A 2,779-nucleotide genomic window follows, 5' to 3' on the forward strand; every position below is an offset into this window, starting at 1 on the left:
GAAGACGGGGGAGCGTATGCGTTGCTCGGGCCGTCGGGCTGCGGCAAGACGACGATGCTCAACATCATGTCGGGCTTGGTGGCGCCCTCGCAGGGCACCGTGAAGTTCGACGGTCGCGACGTCACGCATGCGACGCCGCAGCAACGCAATATTGCGCAAGTGTTCCAGTTCCCGGTCATCTACGACACGATGACGGTGGCGGAGAACCTGGCGTTTCCGTTACGCAACCGCAAAGTGCCGCACGACCAGATTCGCAAGCGCGTCGGCGAAATCGCCGAGATGCTCGAAATGAGCGGACAGCTCAATCAGCGCGCGGCGGGCCTCGCGGCGGACGCCAAGCAGAAGATTTCGCTGGGTCGCGGGCTGGTTCGCCCCGACGTCGCGGCGGTACTTTTCGACGAACCGCTGACGGTGATCGACCCGCATCTCAAATGGCAACTGCGACGCAAGCTCAAACAGATTCACCATGAGCTCAAGCTGACGCTGATCTACGTCACGCACGATCAGGTCGAAGCGCTGACCTTCGCCGAACAGGTCGTGGTGATGACGCGAGGCCGGGTCGTTCAGATGGGATCACCGGCTGAACTGTTCGAGCGTCCGAGTCATACCTTCGTCGGCCATTTCATCGGCTCGCCGGGAATGAACTTTCTGTCCGGCAAGATGGAGGGCGACGGATTCCACATTGCGGACATGACGTTGCCGCTGCCCGCAGGCCGACCCTTGCCCGCCGGAGAAATCAAGCTCGGTGTGCGTCCCGAATACGTGTCCGTTGTTCCGGCGCATACCCCCGGTGCCTTGCCGATGACGGTGTCCCGCGTCCTGGACGTGGGGACCCACGTCATGTTGAGCGCGACCGGAGCAAACAGCGCACTTAAAGCCCGCCTGTCGTCGGACTTTGCCCAGTTATCGCCCGGTGACACGGCGTGGCTGCAGGTGATGAGCGAGCACACGTGCTTCTACAAGGACGAGGAGATCGTACGATGAGCGTGACGACCAAACCGGTGAACCAGAAAGCCTGGTTCCTGATCCTGCCGGTTCTACTGTGTGTTGCCTTCTCGGCCATCATGCCGCTGATGACCGTCGTGAATTACTCAGTGCAGGACATCATCTCGCCGACACAGAAGGTCTTCGTCGGCACCGAGTGGTTTGCCGCGATCATGCGTGACGAAGAGCTCCACGGCGCGCTGTGGCGGCAGATGATCTTCTCGCTCGCCGTTCTCGCCGTCGAACTGCCGCTCGGAATCCTGCTCGCCTTGTCCATGCCGGCCAAAGGCTGGAAGTCCTCCGCTGTTCTGGTCATCGTCTCCCTCTCGCTGCTCATCCCGTGGAACGTCGTCGGCACCATCTGGCAGATCTTCGGTCGCGCCGACATCGGGCTGCTCGGCGCCGGTCTGCAGTGGCTCGGCATCAACTACAGCTACACCGGCGATGCGGTCGACGCCTGGGTCACCGTGCTCGTCATGGACGTCTGGCACTGGACGCCGCTCGTCGGCCTGCTCGGCTACGCCGGCCTGCGCTCGATTCCCGACGCCTACTACCAGGCCGCGAGCATCGACGGCGCGAGCAAGGCGGCGGTGTTCTGGTACGTGCAACTCCCGAAGATGCGCGGCGTGTTGATGATCGCCGTCCTGTTGCGCTTCATGGACAGCTTCATGATCTACACCGAGCCCTTCGTCCTCACCGGCGGCGGTCCGGGCAACTCGACGACGTTCCTCTCGCAATTCCTGACGCAGAAAGCCGTCGGCCAGTTCGATCTCGGACCCGCGGCGGCCTTCTCGCTGATCTACTTCCTGATCATCCTGCTGCTCTGCTTCATTTTGTATAACTGGATGCAACGGGTGGGTACGCAAGCCAAGGAGGGTGGCCATGAATAAGCAAGGATTCCAGAAACGCTCGATCTTCCTGGTGGCCTACATCATCTTCGCGCTGCTGCCGGTCTACTGGATGATCAACATGTCGTTCAAGACCAACACGGAGATCCTGGCCAGTTTCTCCCTGCTGCCCGAGAACTTCACCTGGGCGAACTATCAGACCATCCTGACTGACCCGTCGTGGTATTCCGGCTACATCAACAGCCTGATCTACGTCGGCATCAACATGGTGATCTCGCTCACGGTGGCGTTGCCTGCCGCGTACGCGTTCTCGCGCTACAGCTTCCTCGGCGACAAGCACGTCTTCTTCTGGCTGCTCACCAACCGCATGACGCCGCCGGCCGTCTTCCTGCTGCCGTTCTTCCAGCTCTATACGACCGTGGGCCTGATGGACACGCACATCGCCGTGGCGCTCGCCCACCTCTTGTTCAACGTACCGCTGGCGGTGTGGATCCTCGAGGGCTTCATGAGCGGCATCCCGCGCGAGATCGACGAGACGGCGTACATCGACGGCTACTCGTTCCCGCACTTCTTCGTGCGCATTTTCCTGCCGCTGATCAAGGCCGGGGTCGGCGTCACCGCCTTCTTCTGCTTCATGTTCAGTTGGGTCGAGTTGCTGCTCGCGCGCACGTTGACGAGCGTCGATGCCAAACCGATTGTCGCCACGATGACGCGCACGGTGTCCGCTTCCGGGATGGACTGGGCGACGCTCGCCGCGGCCGGCGTGCTCACCATCGTGCCGGGGGCCATCGTCATCTGGTTCGTCCGCAACTACATCGCGAAGGGCTTCGCGATGGGCCGCGTTTGATTGGAGATCAACATGCTTGAATGGATGGCGTGGACCACGCCGGTAGCGGTCTTCTTTTCCAGCATCGCCCTCATGCTCGTCGGTATGACGGTTTGGGAAA

4 protein-coding genes are annotated in these 2,779 nt (G+C 61.6%); all 4 read left to right on the forward strand.

Annotated features, from left to right (window positions below):
* A partial coding sequence (locus NZ453_RS21790; protein ID WP_263773109.1) for an ABC transporter ATP-binding protein occupies window positions 1-984 on the forward strand: 984 nt, incomplete at its 5' end.
* A complete protein-coding gene (locus tag NZ453_RS21795) occupies window positions 981-1,874 on the forward strand; it encodes a carbohydrate ABC transporter permease (protein ID WP_263773110.1) in 894 nt (297 codons plus the stop codon). The genes NZ453_RS21790 and NZ453_RS21795, both read left to right, overlap by 4 nt.
* Window positions 1,867-2,679, forward strand: a complete 813-nt coding sequence (locus tag NZ453_RS21800; protein WP_263773111.1) for a carbohydrate ABC transporter permease — start codon at window positions 1,867-1,869, stop codon at window positions 2,677-2,679. The genes NZ453_RS21795 and NZ453_RS21800 overlap by 8 nt, the downstream gene beginning before the upstream one ends.
* 24 nt (window positions 2,680-2,703) lie before the next feature.
* A partial coding sequence (locus NZ453_RS22255) for a DUF2160 family membrane protein (protein WP_420851695.1) occupies window positions 2,704-2,779 on the forward strand: 76 nt, incomplete at its 3' end.

The sequence above is a fragment of the Propionivibrio soli genome (genome assembly GCF_025770765.1).
Lineage (GTDB): Bacteria > Pseudomonadota > Gammaproteobacteria > Burkholderiales > Rhodocyclaceae > Propionivibrio > Propionivibrio soli.

Excerpts from the sequence above, each read along its gene's own strand:
- NZ453_RS21795 (WP_263773110.1), top strand. The coding sequence starts at position 981 with ATGAGCGTGACGACCAAACCGGTGAACCAGAAAGCCTGGTTCCTGATC.
- NZ453_RS21800 (WP_263773111.1), top strand. The coding sequence starts at position 1,867 with ATGAATAAGCAAGGATTCCAGAAACGCTCGATCTTCCTGGTGGCCTAC.